This is a genomic window from Cutibacterium sp. KBN10P07758 (genome assembly GCF_050286205.1).
In the GTDB taxonomy this organism is placed as follows: domain Bacteria; phylum Actinomycetota; class Actinomycetes; order Propionibacteriales; family Propionibacteriaceae; genus Cutibacterium; species Cutibacterium acnes.
In genome coordinates, this window is sequence record NZ_JBNNQV010000001.1 from 1,403,944 (window position 1) to 1,424,227 (window position 20,284).

13 protein-coding genes are annotated in these 20,284 nt (G+C 59.3%); 9 read left to right on the top strand and 4 right to left on the bottom strand.

Going from position 1 to position 20,284, the window contains the following annotated elements:
* The first annotated feature begins 2 nt into the window (after positions 1–2).
* The gene (locus ACOYO3_RS06900; RefSeq protein ID WP_002524954.1) at positions 3–2,327 is read left to right on the top strand and encodes a RelA/SpoT family protein; all 2,325 of its coding nucleotides are present in this window, start codon (positions 3–5) and stop codon (positions 2,325–2,327) included.
* Positions 2,328–2,391: 64 nt separating this feature from the next.
* Here ACOYO3_RS06900 and ACOYO3_RS06905 read toward each other — a convergent pair whose 3' ends face one another.
* The gene (locus ACOYO3_RS06905; RefSeq protein WP_002524953.1) at positions 2,392–3,690 is read right to left on the bottom strand and encodes a DUF349 domain-containing protein; all 1,299 of its coding nucleotides are present in this window, start codon (positions 3,688–3,690) and stop codon (positions 2,392–2,394) included.
* Here ACOYO3_RS06905 and ACOYO3_RS06910 point away from each other — a divergent pair.
* Positions 3,668–4,339, top strand: a complete 672-nt coding sequence (locus ACOYO3_RS06910) for an MBL fold metallo-hydrolase (RefSeq protein WP_014167245.1) — start codon at positions 3,668–3,670, stop codon at positions 4,337–4,339. The genes ACOYO3_RS06905 and ACOYO3_RS06910 overlap by 23 nt on opposite strands.
* A 99-nt stretch (positions 4,340–4,438) precedes the next feature.
* Entirely contained in the window at positions 4,439–5,803 is a 1,365-nt protein-coding gene (gene hisS / locus ACOYO3_RS06915) for a histidine--tRNA ligase (RefSeq protein ID WP_002517998.1), read from the top strand.
* Between the two features lie 56 nt (positions 5,804–5,859).
* Here the strand turns inward: hisS and ACOYO3_RS06920 are convergent, their stop codons facing one another.
* Genes ACOYO3_RS06920 through ACOYO3_RS06930 form a run of 3 tightly spaced genes read right to left on the bottom strand, consistent with a single transcriptional unit; the run spans position 5,860 to position 11,575 of the window.
* On the bottom strand, positions 5,860–6,552 hold the full coding sequence (locus ACOYO3_RS06920) for a DUF998 domain-containing protein (protein ID WP_002517697.1): 693 nt from the start codon (positions 6,550–6,552) through the stop codon (positions 5,860–5,862).
* Complete coding sequence (locus ACOYO3_RS06925) at positions 6,545–7,108, bottom strand: GNAT family N-acetyltransferase (protein WP_002524949.1); 564 nt, start codon at positions 7,106–7,108, stop codon at positions 6,545–6,547. Before ACOYO3_RS06925 ends, ACOYO3_RS06920 begins: the two co-directional genes overlap by 8 nt.
* 33 nt (positions 7,109–7,141) lie before the next feature.
* Positions 7,142–11,575, bottom strand: a complete 4,434-nt coding sequence (locus ACOYO3_RS06930) for an acyl-CoA dehydratase activase-related protein (RefSeq protein ID WP_002517818.1) — start codon at positions 11,573–11,575, stop codon at positions 7,142–7,144.
* 83 nt (positions 11,576–11,658) lie between these two features.
* On the opposite strand from ACOYO3_RS06930, the gene ACOYO3_RS06935 reads away from it, so the two are divergent.
* From ACOYO3_RS06935 to alaS, 6 genes are all read left to right on the top strand, one after another.
* Positions 11,659–12,303: a TetR family transcriptional regulator gene (locus tag ACOYO3_RS06935; protein ID WP_002517748.1), complete on the top strand. Its 645-nt coding sequence runs from the start codon at positions 11,659–11,661 to the stop codon at positions 12,301–12,303.
* 119 nt (positions 12,304–12,422) lie between these two features.
* On the top strand, positions 12,423–13,493 hold the full coding sequence (locus tag ACOYO3_RS06940; protein WP_002524948.1) for a hypothetical protein: 1,071 nt from the start codon (positions 12,423–12,425) through the stop codon (positions 13,491–13,493).
* 180 nt (positions 13,494–13,673) lie between these two features.
* Positions 13,674–15,494, top strand: coding sequence for an aspartate--tRNA ligase (gene aspS / locus ACOYO3_RS06945; protein ID WP_002517846.1), 1,821 nt, complete (start codon positions 13,674–13,676; stop codon positions 15,492–15,494).
* Positions 15,495–15,595: 101 nt separating this feature from the next.
* Complete coding sequence (locus tag ACOYO3_RS06950; protein ID WP_002524030.1) at positions 15,596–16,984, top strand: replication-associated recombination protein A; 1,389 nt, start codon at positions 15,596–15,598, stop codon at positions 16,982–16,984.
* Positions 16,981–17,442: a DUF948 domain-containing protein gene (locus ACOYO3_RS06955; protein ID WP_002517843.1), complete on the top strand. Its 462-nt coding sequence runs from the start codon at positions 16,981–16,983 to the stop codon at positions 17,440–17,442. The genes ACOYO3_RS06950 and ACOYO3_RS06955 overlap by 4 nt, the downstream gene beginning before the upstream one ends.
* 145 nt (positions 17,443–17,587) lie before the next feature.
* Entirely contained in the window at positions 17,588–20,266 is a 2,679-nt protein-coding gene (gene alaS, locus ACOYO3_RS06960) for an alanine--tRNA ligase (protein WP_427305822.1), read from the top strand.
* Positions 20,267–20,284 lie beyond the last annotated feature (18 nt).

Below are 20,284 nucleotides of genomic sequence, written 5' to 3' on the forward strand. Positions count from 1 at the left end.
CGATGACCGACGATAGCGTCTATGGCCCGTACGGTTCGGGCAAGGGAACCCTGGGCAAGCCGAAGCCCGGCCAACAGCGTCCCCAGCCCCGTATGCGGATGCGCGAGCGCATTGTCCGGTGGGGGACGCCGAAACCACCAGCACCGACGCAAAGCGTCACGGATCCCTTAATTTCGGTAGTGCTGGCCAACCACCCCAAGGCCGACACCGCTATCATCGAGCGGGCATATCGCACTGCTGAGCATTACCACCGCGGACAGTCTCGTAAGTCTGGTGACCCCTACATCACACATCCACTTGCGGTGACGATGATCCTCGCTGAGCTTGGCATGGACGAGCGGACTCTATGCGCCGGCCTCCTGCACGACACCGTCGAAGACACGTCCTACACCAACGAACAGCTCACTGCTGATTTCGGTGAAGAAATCGCCCTTCTCGTCGATGGGGTCACTAAGCTCGACAAAGTCCAATATGGGGATTCTGCGAAAGCTGAGACCATTCGCAAGATGGTCATCGCGATGAGCCGAGATATTCGGGTTCTCGTCATCAAGCTGGCAGATCGGCTGCATAATATGCGCACGTTAGGGTTTCTACGTCCCGATAAGCAAAACCGTATTGCCAAGGAAACCCTCGAGATTTTCGCCCCGCTAGCTCACCGCCTTGGGATGAATGCCATCAAGTGGGAGCTGGAAGACCTGTGCTTCTCCACCCTTAACCCGAAGCTCTACGACGAGATCGTCCATATGGTTGCGGAGCGGGCTCCGCAACGGGAAGCCCAACTCAAAGATGTCATCACAATCGTTCGTCAGGACCTTGACGAAGCAGGCATCAAGGCCATCGTCTACGGACGACCGAAGCATTACTACTCGATCTATCAAAAGATGGTGGTACGGGGCCGGGATTTCTCTGACATCTACGACCTCACCGGTCTGCGCATCCTTGTCGACACTCCACGCGATTGTTACGCAGCCCTCGGTGTCATGCACGTGCGATGGAACCCTCTTCCGGGTCGGTTTAAGGACTACATCGCGATGCCCAAGTACAACATGTACCAGTCTTTGCACACCACGGTGTTGGGGCCGGGCGGCCAGCCGGTCGAGTTGCAGATCCGCACTCACGAGATGCACCGGCGTGCTGAGTATGGTGTAGCAGCCCACTGGAAGTATAAGGAAAACCCCAATGCTGTCGGTCGGGGGATTCAGCCTGATGGCACAGATCTTTCGTGGGTTCAGTCTCTCAACCAGTGGTCCAAGGAGGAATCTGATCCCAGCGAGTTCCTGGACTCGCTGCGCTTCGAGATTAACTCTCGCGAGGTGTATGTCTTTACCCCCAAGGGCGATGTTATGAGCCTTCCTCAGGGCGCCACTCCGGTTGACTTCGCCTATGCCGTCCATACCGAGGTTGGTCACCGCTGTATTGGCGCCAGGGTGAACGGCAAACTTGTCACCCTCGATACCAAACTTAACAACGGCGACGTCATCGATATCCTCACGTCGAACGCGCCTGATGCGGGTCCCAGTCGGGACTGGCTGGGGTTCATCGCTTCTCCCCGTGCTCGTTCCAAGATTAAGTCTTACTTCACTAAGGAGCGCCGCGAGGAGTCCATTGAAGCCGGCAAGGACGCTATTGCAAAGCAGCTACGTCAAGCCGGTGTGCCGTTACAGTCGTTGCTAACTGTCGAATACCTCAGCGCGGTGGCCGACGACCTCCGGGTGCCCGGCATCAACGCCTTGTATGCGGCGGTAGGAGAGCACAACGCCAGCGCCCAGTCCGTCGTCGAGAAGCTCATCGCGTTGGGTGGCGGCCCGGAAGAGGCTACCGCTGACGTCGAGGAAGAACTGGCAGTTGGCGTCAAGGCGCCGCGTCGTCGTCGCAGTAGCGAAACTGGGGTTATGGTCGACGGCGATCCGGATATGCTTGTGAAGCTGGCTCGGTGCTGTACCCCGCTGCCCGGCGATCCCATCATGGGGTTCGTGACGCGCTATGACGGGGTTTCAGTACATCGAACGGATTGCTCCAATGCCAAGAATCTTCTTGAGCACCCGGAGCGCATCGTTTCGGTGTCGTGGTCTGATGATCGGCAAGAGAGCTATCAGGTCACTATCCAGGTGGAAGGCCTTGATCGTGCCGGTTTGTTGGTCGATACCTTTCGGGTTTTCGCCGAGCAGGGGGTAAGCGTCATTTCAGCCAATATGAGTACGTCAAAGTCTCATCTCGCTCGATTGCGGCTTACCTTCGAAGCCCCCGATCCGACTCACCTCAAGCACCTTACTGAGTCGATTCGTCGAATCTCGGGGGTTTACGACGTCTTCCGTGTGAAGTCTTGAAGGTTGCCTAGAACGCCAACGGCCCCGGGTCTGGGAAGTGTTCCGAGGCCGTCAGCGGTGACCATCAGGCGCTAAATTCGTCGAGTGCCTTCTGAGCCTCGTCGAGCCAGGTCTGGTAGGTCTTGATCGATTCGCGAGCCTTGTCGGCATCCTTAGTACGACCAGCGGCCTCAGCTTTCTCGACCTGGGCGTTCAGCTTGTCGATGTGGGCGCTGAACATATCGACGGTGGCGCGAGCACGTTCGCGAGCCTGCGGATCGGTGCGTTTCCATTCGGCTTCCTCAGCGGAGTGGACCTGACGCTCCAAGTCACGGACGCGGGCGTCAATACGTTTCATGGCGTCGCGAGGAACTCGACCAACCTCATTGAATTTTTCGAGGAATGCGCGGAGCTTGACTTTGGCCTCTTCAATGTCCTTGACGGGCAGAATATCCTTTTCTGCTTCGTCAAGGAGCTGCTCTTTGACCTCCTGGTTACCGCGGTATTCCTCATCCTGCTGGCTTTGGGCCGCGGTGCGGGCGTCGAAGAACGTGTCCTGGATAGCGCGGAACTCCTTCCAGAGCTTGTCATCGACATCGCGGGGAGCAGGTCCGGCGGCCTTCCATCGGTTCATGAGGTCGCGGAACTGGCGAGAGGTCTCACCCCAAGCGGTCGACTCGGCCAGCGGACGAGCCTCCTCAATGATGTGCTCCTTGACGATGCGGGCGCGCTCGCGCAGGTGGTTCTGCTCAGCCATGTGCTGCTTGCGACGACGGGTAAATGCGGTGCGAGCACCGGAAAAACGGTGCCACAACTCGTCGTCAGTCGTCTTGTCGATACGGGGGAGACGGCGCCACTGGTCAAGTAGATCGCGGAACTTTCCAATGCCACCACGCCAGTCACTGCCAGCAGCAATAGCCTCTGCCTGGGCTACCATCTCCTCCTTAGCTTGCTTGGCGCGGGCCTTAGCTTCAGCGCGCTCCTCACGGCGGGTCTCCGCCTTGGCGTCAATAGTGGGGGTCAATGCCTCCACTCGGGCTGCGAGAGATTCCAGATCGCCAACGGCATTGGCCTCACGGATAGATGTGACGAGTTTACTGGCGGCCGACCGTGCCTCCTCCGGCGAGGCGGTGCCCGAGCTCACTCGTGATTCCAGCAGCGACACCTCGGTCTCGAGGGCGCGATAGCGGCGCACGAAGAATTCAAGGGCTTCCTCGCTAGTGGAGTCCGGCACCTGGCCGACAGACCTCTCCCCGTCACTAGTTCGGACGTAAACGGTGCCGTCATCATCGACGCGGCCGAAGGACTGCGGAGCTTGTGCGTGACTCATACGCCCCATCTTGCCCGATAAACTGCCAAACGTGTTCATCGCGTCCTTTATCACAGGTCCTTTTCAGACCAATTGCTATCTGCTAGCGCGCGAACAGGGGTCTGAGTGCGTCATCGTCGATCCCGGTATGGGCGCTGAAGAGTTCCTTGGTGATGCCCTGAGAACCCATCATCTCGTTCCAGTGGCGATCGCTGTGACCCACGGCCACATCGACCATATTGGTTCTGCTCGACAGGTCGGGGACGAGTACGGCATCCCGGTGCTGTGCCCTCGTGACGACCGTCACCTGCTCAGCGACCCGATGGCCGGGCTCTCCGATTTCGCCCGCCCGCTTATCGAACAGTGGTATGGGTCGACGACCCTGCGTGAGCCAGAACAAGTCGTCGACGTCGAGCCCTTCTCCCATCACCAGTTCGCCAACCTCGACCTGGAGTTCTTGCATGCACCGGGCCACACCCCGGGTTGTTCCATGATTCGTACGATCGACGCCGAGTTCGGTCCCATCGTCATGTCAGGAGACGTCGTTTTTGCCGGATCTATCGGACGTACTGACATGCCAGGCGGCGACCCTGCCCAGATGTCATACAGCCTCTCCGACGTCGTGTGGTCCCTGGATGATTCCACCCATGTGCTGCCCGGACACGGCGGACCAACGACGATGGCCAATGAACGTCTGACCAATCCGTTCTTGGGGCGCCGCTAGGCCTCACCGCATGCGAATGCACCCGATCGCCCTCAGACTGGCACAATAAAGGCTGCGGGGTGACCCGCTGTTGTACTCAACTTTTCGAAGGATTTCCTCATGGCCCGTCTCAAGCCCCTGTCCGGTTTTCCCGAGTTCCTGCCCTCAGGACAGATGGTAGAGAACCATGTGACCCGGATTCTTGAGGAGACCTTCGAGCTTCATGGCTTCGCACCGATTCGTACTCGCGCCGTCGAGCCGATGGAACAGCTCACTCGCAAGGGAGAAATCGACAAAGAAGTCTACGTCGTCGACCGGCTGCACGCCGACCCGCACGACACGCGTTCCGGGAAGGATCGCCTTGGCCTGCACTTCGACCTGACCGTCCCGTTTGCACGTTACGTACTGGAGAATGCTGGACATCTGTATTTCCCGTTCCGCCGGTACCAGATTCAGAAAGTGTGGCGTGGCGAGCGTCCGCAGGAGGGTCGCTACCGCGAGTTCACCCAGGCCGATATTGACATTGTTGGCGACCAGACCCTTGCTGAGCACCACGACGTCGAAACCCCGCTAGTGATGCTGTCAGCCCTTGAACGACTGCACACTGAGCTGGGATTTCCGACCGTTACGATGCACGTCAACAACCGCAAGCTCTCCGAAGGGTTCTATCGCGGGCTCGGCATCGCCGATCCGATGGCGGTGCTACAGCGGGTCGACAAGTACGACAAGATTGGCCCGGACGCCGTCCGCAAACTGCTTGTCGACGAGTTGAACCTTTCTGATGACGCCGCGGCTAAGTGCGTCGCTCTGGCCTCCATTCAGTCGACCGACGACTCCTTTATTGCCAAGGTACGCGAGTTGGGGGTGGCCAATGACATGCTCGAAGAGGGCCTGGACTCCCTCAACCGGGTAGTTGCTGCCGTTAATAAGGCGGTTCCCGGACGCATGGTTGCCAACCTCAAAATCGCGCGCGGGCTCGACTACTACACCGGAACCGTCTACGAAACTGAGCTCACCGGTCACGAGTCGATGGGTTCAGTGTGCTCGGGAGGTCGTTATGAGTCCCTTGCCTCCGATGGTAAACATGTCTACCCGGGTGTGGGCATCTCTCTGGGCCTCACCCGTTTGCTGGCGCCGATCCTTTCCCGCGGCGAGCTGTCTTCCTCACGTTCGGTTCCTTCGGCGGTTCTCGTTGCCGTTAATACTGAGGAGGATCGCGCTACTTCGGAGGTCATCGCTTCCGCATTGCGTTCCCGCGGCATCCCATGCGAGGTAGCTCCGAAGGCTGACAAGTTCGGGAAGCAGATCAAGCATGCTGATCGTCGCGGCATACCATTTGTGTGGTTCCCGGGCGTCAAACACGCCGACTACCGTGACGCCGACACCGTCAAGGACATTCGGTCGGGCGATCAGGTTGAGGCTGATGCTGGGGCGTGGAACCCGCCTACCGAAGACCTTCATCCCGGTGTGATCGGTACCTGGTGACCTCAGGCCAGGATGGCTCCCAGTAAACCTGGGACCTTACGACCGCGTGAGGGAACTCAGCAGGAGCGCGCGCGATCTTGAACACGCGCCGTGACGATGTCATCAGCAGCGAGAATGAGCCACCACAGCGTTCCCAGTCCCAAGCTGAATCGCTGCCAGATTCCCGTGTAGTCCATCGGTGTGCCGACAAACCAACCTACGGCACCGATGCCGTTGAGGAGGGTAAAAACCACCCAAGCCCACGTCACCACAAGGCCGAATCCGCGGAATCTCGTCATGGTCGAGTTGAGCAGCAGGATCGGTAGCGCGAATCCGACGACGACAATCGTCGAGGTCCCGACGTGGACTATGTGGTTCACACTGACGTGTCCGGCCTCTTCAGCAGCCATGCACGCTTGGGAACGAGTGGGAGAGCAGTCCATCGTAACCAGGGCATCGAGGACACTGAAGAACCCTCCTGCAACGAAGCCGACTCCCGACCATCCCTGACGTCCGAGGGGGCGGTGTCGGGCCCACACGAGAGTTGCCAGACCTGCCAGACACAGCAATGTCCCCATGATGACATCGGTGGTCTGGAAGAGGTAACGCCACGGCTGATCACGCGCCGAATACTCCGAAACGAATGCGTGCAGCTGGCTCATGGCCGGGTTGAGCACTCCCGCGAAGGCCCAGGTAAGCGAGGCAAGCGAGGCGAGGACGAAGAAGGTAGCGCGCCAGCGTCGGCAGGTCACCTCACGACGATCAGTCATCAGCCTGCTGGCCTCTCCATTCGCTGCGCAGCAGGCCATGGTACTGGGAGTCTCGTGGGCCGCACGAATCCATCACACATGCCCGCCGCAACCCTTCGATGACCATTCCCGCATTCTCCATTACTCTCCCGGAGGCGATGTTCGCCGGGTCGTGGCGGGCCTCAACCTTGTTGACCTGAGCGGTGTCGAGCAAGTAAGACATCACCGCTTTAACCGTTTCGGTCGCGTAGCCATGATTCCACCAGCGTTTGCCAAGGCAGTAGCCCAGTTCGGCGAGGTTGACTCTCGTATCAACGTCCACGACAGCAATCTGCCCGATGATGACCTCGTCCAGCCACACTGCCCAATTGAAGGTGGCGGGGTCGTCGTAGCCGCGTACCCAACCGGTCAGCAGCAACCGGGTCGCGTCGACGTTGGGATGCGGCGGCCAGGTCACAAACCGGGTGGCCTCGGTGTCACTAGCCAAGTTGTCGTACATCTGTTGGGCGTCGTCAACTGACCATCGGCGGAGCACCAGCCGATCAGTGTGGATCGGATGTGTGCCAACCAGTTTCATGACGGTGACAATAGCACCGGGTCCCAAGGACCCTCACAGATGCACAAACAGCTCCATAACCGGTTTCCCTTTGAGATCTGGGCGTGAAGCTGTCGGCGGTGAGATTGGGATCTTCTCGTCAGGTTCCGGGCGCACCGCCTGGCCGACGTCACGTTCCTCGTTGACGTTGCGATCTCGAGCGGTAGCGGCCATCAATTTGATGCGGTTGAGCTGGTTTACTTGAGAAGCCCCCGGATCATAATCGACAGACACCACGTTGGCCTGCGGGAACTGACGGCGGATCTCGCGGAAGATACCACGCCCGGTGACGTGGTTCGGTAGGCACGCGAAGGGCTGCACAACGGCGATATTCGGTACGCCCTCACGGATCATATCGACCATCTCACCGACGAGGTACCAGCCCTCACCGGCCTGGTTACCGAGCTGAACAATGCGTTGGGCATCCGCCATGAGTTCGGTGATTGGGGTCGGGACTTCAAACCGAGTCGACTTGCGCAATGCTGTGGTGACCGGCTTCTGGTAGTGCATGAGCAGGGCTCGGAAAGCTTTTTTGACGTGACGGCTCCACTTGTCGGTGCCGAAGGTCTTGTAGTTGTAGTCACCAGCAGACAAGCAGTTGTAGACGAACCACATCAGGCCCGGCAGGACAGCCTCACAACCCTCGGATTCGATGGTCTCGACGATGTGGTTATTGGCGTCAGGGTGGAACTGCACCAAAATCTCGCCAAGCACACCGACCCGCGGTTTACGCGGTCCATCGACCAATTCGAGATGTTCGAAATTGTCAACGATGCTGTTGATCATGGCCTTGTAGGACGTGCGGCGTCCCCAAGTCGTGGAATGTCCACCGTTCAGGAAATGCTCGCGCACTATGGTCGTCCAGCGGCGCATGAGGCTATCAGCCGATCCTGGAACTGCTTCGTAAGGACGGGTACGAAGATGCACCTTCTGCAGCAGGTCGCCAAGGGTAATAGCCTGCACCATGCGGTGGATGAGGGGAGCAGTCAGGGAGAAGCCCGGGTTATCCTCGACTCCTTGCAGGGAAGCTGCGATGACCGGGATATTGCCAAACCCGGCATCCTTGAGAGCCTTGCGTAGCAGACCGATGTAATTGGTGGCACGGCACATGCCGCCGGTCTGAGTAAGGAAAAGGGTGGTGTGATCAAGGTCGTACTTGCCGGATTTCAGTGCCGACACGAGTTGCCCAATGACGACAATAGCCGGGAAACAAGCATCATTGTTGACCACCGACAGGCCATAATCAATGTTCTCCCGGGAAGCTTGCTTCAGTACTTCGACCTGATAGCCAGAGGCCCGCAAGGCAGCCTCGGCGATGGAGGTTTGGTAGGGGGCCAACTGCGGCACCAAAATAGTGTGAGTAGCTTTCATCTCTTTGGTGAAGGGCACCCGGTCATCCGATAACGGATGAGTTACAAGGTTGCGGTTATGGCTAGCTCGTTCCTTCGATGCGGCCTGCAGCGAGCGCATTCGGATGCGAGCCGCGCCCAGATTGGATACCTCATCAATCTTTAGGGTGGTGTAGATACGGTCGCGCGCGGCCAGGATCTCACGCACCTGATCGGTGGTGATGGCATCAAGGCCACAGCCGAATGAATTCAGCTGAACCAACTCAAGGTCGGGACGGGATCCGACGAAGGCGGCAGCCTGGTAGAGGCGGGAGTGGAACATCCACTGGTCGCGCACGCGTAGTGGACGTTCCAGTAAGTCGGCTCCCAGATGGGCTACCGAGTCCTCGGTTAGTACCGCCATTCCCAAGGAGTTCACCATCTCGGGAATTCCGTGATGGATCTCCGGATCGACATGGTACGGACGGCCTGCCAGTACGATTCCCGGGACGTTGTGTTCGGCCATATAGGCCAAGGCATCCTCGCCCATCTTCCGGATTTCGTCATGGAAAGCCTTATCTTCCTCCAAACCTTTGGCAATGGCGCGTCGGGCTTCATCGACGGTGACATCATCATCGGCGAAAACCTCAGCCAGCCGCTCAGCAAGCTTGTCAGGATCAGCCAGCGAGAGGAAGGGCGAGATAAGCTCGACGTCCTTGTCTCGTAGACTTTCGACGTTAGCCCTGATGACCTCGGGGTACGAGGCAACCACCGGGCAGTTGAAGTGCGCGTCGGCGTCGGCCACGCTGACCTGCTCATAGCGGATACAGGGATCAAAAATCCGTTTCACCCCACGCTGCACAAGGTCCTCAACGTGACCGTTGTTGAGCTTAGCGGGATAACAAATATTCTCGCTGGCAATCGATTCCATGCCTTTTTCGAATAGGGCATGGGAGGAGCGTCCCGAGATCATGACACGGTATCCGAGTGCCGATAAAGTCGTGAACCAGAATGGGTAGTTTTCGTACATGTTGAGAGCGCGAGGCAGGCCTAAATCACCGCGAAAGGCCTTCTTAGCCGTCAAACGCCGATAGCTAAAGAGCCTCTTGTACTTGTCCTCGAACACATTGGGCAGCTCAGACTTCGGAAGCTTGGCCATCTTGCGGTTATTAACCTCGGCGCCACGGTCGCAACGGTTACCCGAGACGAACACGCGACCATCGGAGAAGGTGGCGATGGTGCGTTGGCAGTGATTTTGACACAACGCGCAGTCGTCGCGATGAGTCTCAACAGCGAAACCATCGAGTTCAGCGCGCTCCCGTAAACCTTCAGAGGTGGTGGGCTCTCCGGCATGAAACCGGGCGTGAGCGGTCAGGGCAGCTCCATAGGCTCCCATGAGGCCAGCCTCAGCGGGACGAACGACCTCGCGACCGGTGAGCTTTTCGAAGGCACGTAGGACGGCATTGTTGAGGAAGGTTCCACCTTGGACGACAACCTTGTTCCCTAGTTGTGCCGGATCAGTAAGCTTAATGACCTTGTACAAGGCATTGCGAACCACTGAGTAGGACAGTCCGGCAGCAATATCAGCGGGAGAGGCCCCCTCCTTTTGTGCCTGCTTGACTGAGGAGTTCATAAAGACGGTGCAGCGACTACCTAGATCTACCGGATGCTGAGCCAGCAGGCTCATGGAGGAGAATGATTCGATATCGGTATCCATGCCGGCAGCAAAGGTTTGCAAGAAGGACCCGCATCCCGACGAACACGCCTCGTTGACAGAGATAGAGTCGATGACTTGATCGACGACGCGCAAATACTTCATGTCCTGGCCACCAATGTCAATGATTGCGGTCACCCCGGGAAGCAGATGATCGGCGGCTCGGTAATGGGCCATAGTTTCGACTTCGCCGTCTTCGGCCTCTAGCGCAGCCTTAACGAGCCCCTCACCGTACCCAGTGGTGCAGGTACGGGCGATGGTGGCCTCTGCTGGCATGGTGTCGTACAGGTCGGCGAGGATTTGCACCGCCGCGCTTACCGGGTCACCCTCATTAGAGGCGTAGTGAGAGGCGACAATGTTGAGGGACTCATCAATGAGGACCGACTTGATAGTCGTTGATCCGGCGTCGATGCCCAGGAAGAGGCTACCGCGAGCGTCATGTAAAGGTAGGCGTGGCAGCTTGGCGTGAGAATGCCGCCGATTGAATTCGTCCAATTCCTCCTCGCTACGAAATAGCGGTGGCATGGATTGGGAAATCCCGTTTTGAGTACGAGCGTGTCGTGAACGTTTCGCAGTTTCCGCGAGATCTACCGGTTCAGACGTTGACGTCAGGGCTGCTCCCATAGCCACGTATAGCTGAGCGCGGTCTGGGGTAATGTACGCATCAACCTTACCGTCGAGGACGCGCGAGAAAGCGTCTCGCAAACTTGGCATAAAGTGAAGCGGACCGCCAAGGAAGATGACCTTACCTCGAATCGGGCGACCACATGCCAGGCCAGCAATGCACTGAGTGGCGACAGCCTGCAGGACCGAAGCAGCCAGATCTTCGTGGCGGGCTCCCTCGTTAATGAGGGGCTGAAGGTCGGACTTGGCAAAAACACCACAGCGCGAGGCGATCGGATGGATGGTCTTGGCCCGGGATGCGAGGTCATTGAGGCCGGGAGTGTCGGTGTGCAGCAGGGTAGCCATCTGGTCGATGAAGGCACCGGTGCCACCAGCACACGAACCATTCATGCGCTGTTCGGGGACCGGCTTGAGGTAGGTGATCTTGGCATCCTCACCACCGAGTTCGAGAAGCACGTCGGCGTCGGGATTCCAACGTTGGACGGCGGCCGTCTCAGCCATGACCTCCTGAATGAAAGTAAGGCCCAATGCCTCTGCGGTTCCCAATCCCGCCGATCCGGTAACGGTCGTGCGCACCTTTGCGCCGGGAAGAGCATCGGCGGCGTCGCCGAGCAGAGAGGCCATAGCGCCGGTGATATCGGCGTGGTGACGTCTGTAGTCCTCGAAAAGGATGTTCTCGTCGGGATCGAGGATGACGGCCTTGATCGTCGTTGATCCGACGTCAAGACCCATCCGAAGGTCCTGCGCGTCCGGTGGAATCGCATTGCCGATGTGTGCGTCCATGTCTCCATTTCATCACCGTGGAAATCACTTCGCAGCAGTAGGGGGGCTTTTTCAGCCAAGTCATTGAGGAGTACGGTCATGGCATGTCTCAGTCACAGTGCGCACGATCGTCTCGTCGTGGTCCACGTGGTGAGGTTGGGGCTGCGAGAGCCGCTATTTTGGCCGCAGCCCGCTCCCTTTTTCTGGCCGGTGACTTCCAGTCAGTGAGCCTAAGAGCTATAGCCCGCGAAGCTGAGGTGGACACCTCGTTGGTGAGCTACTACTTCGGATCTAAGCAATCCCTCTACAACGAGGCGATGTCCCTTCCCAATGGTCCGCACCGGATTATTGCTGAGGTGTGTTCGCGAACTGACCCTGATCATCTGGGGGAGGCCCTGGTCAAGGCGTTCATCGATGCTTGGGATGGTCACCTTGGCCTGGGAGGACCGGATCCGCAAATGCAAGGTGTGGTGCAGGCACTTCTCACCCAGCCTGACGCCTTCGACATGATGCGTCAGTTTTACACCGAGGAAATTTTGGCCCCAGTTGTCAATTTACTCATTCCCCGATTCGGTGCAGAAGAGGCGGGGATACGGGCCTCTCTTGGACTCTCGCAATTGCTGGGGATTTTCACGGCTCGCTACGTCATTGGGTTGCAGTCCCTAGCAAATCTTCCGGCGGCAGAACTCATCGGCCGGGAGGGGCCTGCCCTACAGAGCACCCTCACTGGACCGACCATCAACGGTTAACACTTTTTGCCGCAGGAGAGGTCGGTTCACTTACCGTAGTGCCACGGCTAGCGATAGAGTCGCAGTCAAAGCTTGGCGCATGGCCGCGCCTGACGCCCACAGATAACGGGAGATGACCAATGACCATCGCAATCAAGATGGGTTTTCTCGATGACAGTCCGATCGTCGACGACCAGGGTCGACTTGTTAGTCGAGGGGGCGGAACCGCTCTCGTTGAGCGGCTTCTCGACATGTACCCGGGGGCCGTCGTCGTGAACTACGAGGATCGTCAGTGCGATGGATTCGAGGCCAGGAAGCTGACCAGCCTTGAACCGCTTGAAACCCTTGTCATCAACCTCGACGTCATCGATTCGGTTGGCGTCTTCCAAACCATGCACCGCGAGGGTGCCGAGCCCAAGATCCTTAACCTTCAGTGGTTGCCCCCATCCCACTACCACCACAAAGTGAACTTTGCGGCTATGGGCCTCGCGTACGCCCTCTTCCCGACACTGTGCTCTGGCGAGCGCACTGCTGGTGAGGTGACCGAGCTCGTTCGCCGCTGGACGATCTCCCCGCTGGCTCACCAGGCCCGAGTCGCTTGGATCCAGCCTGGCATTCGTGATGACCTCGCTCGCGAGCACGTTGATCCCGAAATTCCGACGGTTCTCTACCCAGCGATTCACCTCACAGAAACCAAACGCCCGAAGATATTTCTCGACGTTATGAACCGCGTCGCTGCAGACATGGACGTGAGAATGGAAGCCCGTCTAAGTCAGCGCGATCTCGCTAGCGTCATGGCGATGAAGATGTCGTCGCCAAAGTGGGCTTCGGTTGGCCCCCTCTTCGGTCAGCGCGAGGAGTACTGGGAGTCCCTAGCCCGCATGACGGCCTTCCTAGCCACCGCCAAGAACGAGGCCTATGGCTTCGAGTACCTCGAGGCTCTCGTCGCCGGTGCCATCGGTGTCTTCCCAGATACCACCTGGGCACGTAAGACGGTCCCTGAGGATTATCCGTATTTCTACCGCACTAGCGACGAAGCGGTCTCAATGCTTAAAGAAATACTCAACGACCCACAGACTGCGCGTAATGCTATTAATGAACTCGCCGGAGGGTCGATCCGCGACTGGATCCTCGAGCACAATCAGCGTTCTGGCGGAAATGAAGCTATGCGTAAGCAGATCGAAGAGTGGTTCCCTGAGATCCAGGTGTGATCCGATTTGAGGGACGGACGCCGTGGCGGTTGTGATCGCCACGGCGTCCGTAGTTTCGGATGCTATGGCTGGGCAGCTCATGGGCATCTGGGTGCGGATGGCGACAGTCATGGCCCGTCGGTATGCTGTTTTACGGCCCGTACCGTCTATGCGTGGCCTGCGACAACGGAAGGATGAAACGTGCTGCGAACCCATGACGCAGGAACCCTACGAGCCAGCGACATCGGCAAGGAAGTGACTCTCGCCGGATGGGTTGGGCATCGTCGCGACCACGGTGGCGTCGCCTTCATCGATCTTCGCGACGCCTCAGGCCTGGCCCAGGTCGTCATCCGCGATGAGATTTTGGAGTCCTCAGGCGCTCACGACCTGCGCAACGAGTACTGCATCAGGGTGACCGGAGTCGTTGAGGCACGTCCAGAGGGTAATGCCAACCCGAACCTACCCACCGGCGAGATTGAGGTTGCCATCACCGAGCTCGAGGTGCTCAATCCTTCAGCGCCGCTACCCTTCCAGATCGACGAGCACGTCAGTGTCGGCGAGGACGCCCGTCTGAAGTACCGCTACCTCGACCTGCGCCGCCCGCATCAGCATGAAGCCCTGGTGCTGCGTTCTCACGTGACCCACGCCATTCGTGAGGTGCTGGATCGTCACAATTTTTATGACATCGAGACTCCGACTCTGACCCGGTCTACCCCTGAGGGCGCTCGCGACTTTCTGGTTCCGGCTCGTCTGGCCCCGGGCTGTTGGTACGCCCTGCCGCAGAGCCCTCAGTTGTTCAAACAGCTGCTCATGGTCTCGGGTATGGAACGTTATTACCAGATCGCTCGTTGCTACCGTGACGAGGACTTCCGTGCCGATCGTCAGCCTGAGTTCACCCAGCTTGATGTCGAGATGAGCTTCGTTGACCAGGACGATGTCATCGCGCTGGCTGAAGAGACCATGGCGGCTTGTTGGAAGATCATTGGCGTCGACATGCCGACGCCGTTACCTCGCATCACCTGGCACGAGGCGATGGATCGCTACGGCTCTGACAAGCCGGATCTGCGCTTTGGCAACGAGATCACCGAGGTTACCGATTTCTTTGCCAACACTGCGTTCCGGGTCTTTCAGGCTCCCTACGTCGGTGCCGTGGTGATGCCCGGCGGAGCCTCCCTGCCACGCCGTCAGTTCGACGCCTGGCAGGAGTGGGCGCGCACCCGCGGAGCCAAGGGTCTGGCCTACATCACGATCTCTGACGAGGGCGTGCCAGAAGGTCCAGTTGCCAAAAACATTTCCGAGGAGGAGAAGGCTGGCATCGCCGAGAAGGTCGGTGCCAAGCCTGGTGATGCCATCTTCTTTGCTGCTGGCTCGAAGACCTCCTCCCAAGAGCTACTCGGCGCCGCCCGTCTGGAAATCGGCCGCCGTTGCGAACTCTTTGATCCATCTGACTGGGCTTTCTGCTGGGTGGTTGACGCCCCGTTGTTCAAGCCCACCAAGGAAGCAGAGGCTTCCGGCGACGTCGCCGTTGGCACGGGCGCCTGGACCGCCGTCCACCACGCCTTCACCAGCCCGACCCCCGACTGCCTGGATACCTTCGACACCGATCCGGGTTCAGCTTTGGCTTACGCTTACGACTTCGTCGTCAACGGCAACGAGGTAGGCGGCGGGTCGATCCGTATCCATCGCCGTGACGTTCAGGAGCGGGTCTTCAACGTCATGGGTATTGGCCCCGAAGAGGCCCAAGAGAAATTCGGTTTCCTACTGGATGCCTTCAAATTTGGCGCGCCGCCGCACGGTGGCATCGCCTTCGGTTTGGATCGTCTAGTTATGCTGCTTGGCGGCTTCGAGACTATCCGTGACGTTATTGCCTTCCCGAAGACTGGTAACGGCTATGACCCGCTGACGGCTGCTCCTGCACCAATTACCCCTGCCCAGCGGCGCGAAGCCGGCGTCGATGCCAAGCCGAAGGAGCCTTCCGGCGGTCAAACCTCGAATGCGGAGGCATATAAGTCCACGACGTGACGACCGGTGACGACGGGCGGCGGCGATATCAGTCGCTGCCCGAGCGTTACTGCGCGAACATACGTGAGCGGCTCGCTGTCGCAACGCGGCGATATGGTGCCATGGTGAGTGAGGATCTCTTCGGCAACGTCACGTCGGCTCAATCCGACGCGACCAGTGGTGGGTCCCTGGATACTCCCAACCCTGACGCGCCACTAGCAGTTCGGCTTCGCCCGCGCACCATTGATGAGATCGTCGGGCAGCAGCATTTGCTGACCCCCGGTTCACCCCTGCGCCGCCTGGCCGAGGGGACCGGGGCCATGAGCGTGTTCTTGTGGGGCCCTCCCGGGGTTGGTAAGACGACGATTGCCTCGGTCGTCTCCCACGCCACGAACCGACGCTTCGTGGAGATCTCGGCTGTAACGGCCGGAGTCAAAGACATCCGTCGGGAACTTGACACTGCCCGACGTCAGTTAGCCTTGGGACAGCCGACCGTTCTCTTCGTCGACGAGGTGCACCGCTTCTCTAAGGCCCAGCAGGACGTCCTGCTCCCGGCAGTGGAGAACCGCACCGTGACCCTCATCGCGGCGACCACCGAAAACCCGTCTTTTTCGGTCATCTCCCCGCTGTTGTCGCGCTCCTTATTGTTGACCCTCAAGCCACTCACCGAGGCTGACGTTTCATCGTTACTCGATCGAGCCCTGAGCGATCCACGCGGCCTGCGAACTGAGTCCGACAGGCGTTACGTCCTGGAGGACGATGCTCGCGCTGACCTGCTGCAACTGGCTGCGGGAGACGCACGACGCGCCCTCACCTATCTTGAAGAGGCCGCTGCCGGGGCGAGTGCGGCAGGTACTGACACGATCACGAGTCAGATCGTCTCCACTGCGGTTGATCGTGCCGCAGTGCGCTACGACCGTGACGGCGACCAGCACTACGATGTCATCAGCGCTTTCATCAAATCCGTGCGCGGCTCAGACGTTGACGCCGCACTGCACTACCTGGCCCGGATGATTGAGGCAGGGGAGGATCCCCGATTTATTGCACGGCGCCTTATCATTCTCGCCAGTGAAGACATCGGGATGGCCGCCCCAAGTGTGCTCCAGACCTGTGTCGCGGCAGCCCAGGCCGTCCAACTGATCGGGATGCCCGAGGCTCGTCTCAACCTAGCCCAGGCCACCATTGCCGCAGCCACCGCCCCGAAATCCAACGCCGTCATCACCGCTATCGATGGGGCCCTGGTCGATGTACGCGCTGGAAAGGGGGGCGAAGTTCCCGCCCACTTGCGTGACGCCCACTACTCATCAGCCCACGATCTGGGCCACGGCGTCGGATATCGTTACGCCCACAATTTCCCGCATGGGGTTGCCAAGCAGCAGTATCTGCCCGACGATATCGCCTCGACCCGGTATTACGACCCGACCGATCATGGCAATGAGGCTGCTATTGCACAACGTCTGAGCCAGATACGGGCGCTGCTTGGGCGAGATATTGAGGAGGAGAAGTCATGACCTTGGGTCAGATAGCCGGACTCATCGCAGCACTCGCGGCGGTAGTGCTGGTCGCGCTATGCGCGGTTCCATTGCTCAAACTTGGCGGCGTCCTCGACGAGGTACGCAAAGCTGTTTGTGACGTCGACGAGTCCACTGTGCCGATCCTCGAGGAGGTTAAAAGCACTGTCGTCATAACCAATGGCGAGATTTCCAAACTCGATCAGGTGATCGAGGACATCCACACCATTTCTGGGCATGGCACCATCGTTACTGGCCAGGCCGCCGAGCTGGCCCAAACCTTTACCCAGACCGTCGGGACGCCGATGGTCAAGGCTGCGGCCTTTGGTGAAGGAGTGCGCCGAACAATTCATCGTCCGAAGCGTCGGATGCGTCAGTCCCAGGTTGAGAATACGGTCAGTCCTACCGAGGTAAGCCACAGCGCCACTGCGGCCGAAGGCGGCGGCGAACAAGACTGATCTGGTAGAACGCCGAGTACGCACCCCCTCTGTGGCGCGGTGAGATGTCGCCGGCCGCACGTGCGGGTAGGGTTGGACTGCGGTGTCCCGATACGGGACGGCCCTTACGGGCCACAAAAAGCGACCACGTCAAGAAGGGCTAGGCATGAGAACAGCGGAGATCGGACAGCGCTTCGTCGACTTCTTTGAAAGTAAGGGTCATACCGTAGTGCCGAGCGCCTCACTGCTCTACAACGATCCCACCTTGCTGTTCGTTAACGCCGGCATGGTGCCGTTCAAGCCTTACCTTATGGGCACTGAGCCCTCCCCGTGGAAGCGGGCCACCAGTATTCAGAAGTGCGTGCGCACCTTAGACATTGATGAGGTTGGCAAGACCACTCGTCACGGCACTTTCTTCCAGATGTTGGGGAATTTCTCCTTCGGTGACTACTTCAAGAACGAGGCCATTCAGTACGCATGGGAGCTCGTCACTAAGCCGGCAGAACAGGGCGGATTGGGTTTCGATCCTGCCAGCATCTGGGTGACGGTCCTTGGACCTGGGTTTCACCCTGACTATCCGGAGGGCGACATTGAGGCGCGCGAGGCGTGGCGTGCTGCGGGTATCCCTGACGAGCAGATTCAGGGTCGCTCCCTTAAGGACAACTACTGGCATATGGGGGTTCCCGGCCCCGGCGGCCCGTGCTCGGAAATCTACATCGATCGTGGCCCAGCCTATGGTCCCGACGGTGGTCCAGAAGCAGATGAGGACCGTTACCTTGAGATCTGGAACCTCGTATTCGAGACCGAGGATCTCTCAGCGGTGCGCGCTAAAGATGACTTCGACATCGCAGGCCCATTGCGCAGCCTTAACATCGACACTGGTGCCGGTCTCGAACGTATTGCCTATCTGCTCCAGGGCGTCGACAATATGTACGAGACTGACCAGGTATTCCCTGTCATTGAGAAAGCTTCCGAGATGTCGGGCAAGCGGTACGGTGCTCGCCACGAGGACGACGTCCGACTACGCGTAGTTGCTGACCACGTCCGTTCCGGTCTCATGCTCATGACCGACGGAGTTACCCCTGGTAATGAGGCCCGCGGTTATGTGTTGCGTCGTCTGCTGCGTCGCGTCGTTCGCGCCATGCGTCTGCTCGGTGTGGCGGATCCAATATTACCCGAGTTGCTCTCGGTATCTCGTGATCTTATGGCTGATTCCTTCCCTGATGTCCTCACCCAGTGGGATCGCGTCATCGGTGCCGCCACAGCGGAAGAGGACACCTTCCGACGCACTCTAAGCTCGGGTACCGCGATGCTCGATGCAGCCGTGGTCGAAACTAAGGCCTCCGGGTCAAAGACCCTCTCGGGGGAGAAAGCCTTCCAGCTTCACGACACTTACGGGTTCCCAATCGACCTCACTCTCGAAATGGCGGCCGAGCAAGGGTTAGAGGTTGATCGCAACAAGTTCACCGCCCTCATGGCTGAGCAGCGTGCCCGCGCTAAAGCTGACTCTCAGGCGAAGAAGGGCCTACTCACGGATCGGGAGGCTTACTCCCAAGTTCGTGCCCTCGGTGAAACCCCATTCCTCGGCTACACCGATTTGACGGTCGATACCACCGTTACTGGCATCATCGCTAACGGTACTTCCGTGACGGCTGCTGAGCCGGGGGCCGTCGTCGAGATCGTGTTGGCCGAGACCCCGTTCTATGCCGAGATGGGTGGCCAAGATTCTGATTCTGGCATCATTCGCGCCAACGGGATCGACTTTGAGGTTCTTGACGTGCAGCGTCCGGTACCAGGCCTGATCGTCCACAAGGTACATCTCGACGGTGATCTCGCCGTTGGCGATCGGGTGACAGCCCTGGTCAACCCGGCCACTCGTTTTGGAGCCTGCCAGGCCCATACCGCCACCCATGTCATCCATGCCGCTTTACGCGAGCTCGTAGGGCCATCGGCCACCCAGGCCGGCTCCTACAACAAGCCCGGCTATCTGCGCTTTGATTTCTCCGCTACCAAGGGTCTGTCAGACTCTCTGAAAGACGAAATCGAAGAGCGTTGCAACGTTGCCATTCATGACGACTTCGAGGTTACTGATACCCAGATGCCGCTGGAGGATGCCAAAGCCATGGGAGCGATGGCCATGTTCGGCGAAAAGTACCCGCCGATCGTGCGTGTCGTCGAGCTGGCTGGCCCGTGGTCGCGCGAGTTGTGCGGTGGCACTCACGTTGCCTCCACCGGTCGTATTGGCATGCTAAGTCTGCTAGGGGAGCAGTCGGTCGGTTCGGGTACCCGGCGCGTCGAGGCCCTCGTTTCCACTGATGCTTTCCGTCACATGGCGGCTGAGCGGGCGCTCGTCAACGAGTTGACCGGAATCCTCAAGGTGCAGCCGGATCAGCTCGCCGACCGTGTCTCGAAGCTCGCGGCCGATCTCAAGGAGGCCGAGCGTAAGCTCGGCGCTGCTCGAACCCGTGAGCTCTTGGGTCAGGTTGATGACATCGTTGCCGGGACTACTCCAGCCGGGTCCTTCGACCTCGTCGCTGCCAAGGTTCCAGGTGTCGCGGGTAGCGACTTGCGTACCCTCGCCGCTGAGATCCGAGCCCGCGTCAAGGATCGTCCCGCCGTTGTCACCCTAATCGGCGGCACTCATGACAAGCCGGCCATGATCGTCGCCACCACTGAGTCAGCACGCGCTGCTGGTGCCAAAGCAGGTGCTCTTATCAAGGTCGGCGTTGCTCCGATTGGTGGCCGCGGTGGCGGTAAGGACGACATAGCCCAGGGGGCTGGCAGCGACCCCACCGGTATCGACGCCGCTCTGCGTGCTGTTAACACTGAACTGACCGCGCTGTGAACCCTGCCGAACGTCCGG